The sequence below is a fragment of the Streptomyces sp. DH12 genome (assembly GCF_020873895.1).
Taxonomy (GTDB): Bacteria; Actinomycetota; Actinomycetes; order Streptomycetales; family Streptomycetaceae; genus Streptomyces.
Genome location: NZ_JAHWGT010001330.1, coordinates 1 through 423, shown reverse-complemented (window position 1 = coordinate 423; position 423 = coordinate 1). Strand labels below are relative to the sequence as shown.

Below are 423 nucleotides of genomic sequence, written 5' to 3'. Positions count from 1 at the left end.
GCCGCACAGTCCGCAGGACGAGGTGGTGTAGACGTTGCGCTCCAGCGTGATGTCGGGGACGGTCACCCCGGGCGCGGTCGTCACGTCGACCACGTTGTAGGTGTTCGACCCGTCGGCCGTGGCCCCGGCGCAGTAGACGATGTTGCGGAGGTCCGACGCGGTCGTCAGGACGCCCTCGCTGACCAGGAAGCCGGCCGCCAGCGCGAAGTCGTCGCCCGGGGTGCGCATGGTGATCGCCAGGGGCTTGCCGTTGAGCCGGATCTCCAGGGGTTCCTCGGCGACGAGCGTGTCCGGGCGGGTGGAGACCGCCCCGTCCCGGATGCGGATCACCTTGCGTCGTTCCGTGACTCGTCCCATGTCCCTGTCCGTTCCGTTCAGTCCCGGCTCTGCACGTGCTGGTAGCCGAACCGGCCCTTGATGCAC

General features: G+C 69.3%; 1 protein-coding gene. It reads right to left on the bottom strand.

The genetic code is table 11. The annotated features are described in order from the left end of the window. On the bottom strand, positions 1 to 357 hold a 357-nt coding region (locus LPA54_RS39935; protein WP_228985312.1), incomplete at its 3' end, for a formate dehydrogenase accessory sulfurtransferase FdhD. Positions 358 to 423: the final 66 nt, after the last annotated feature.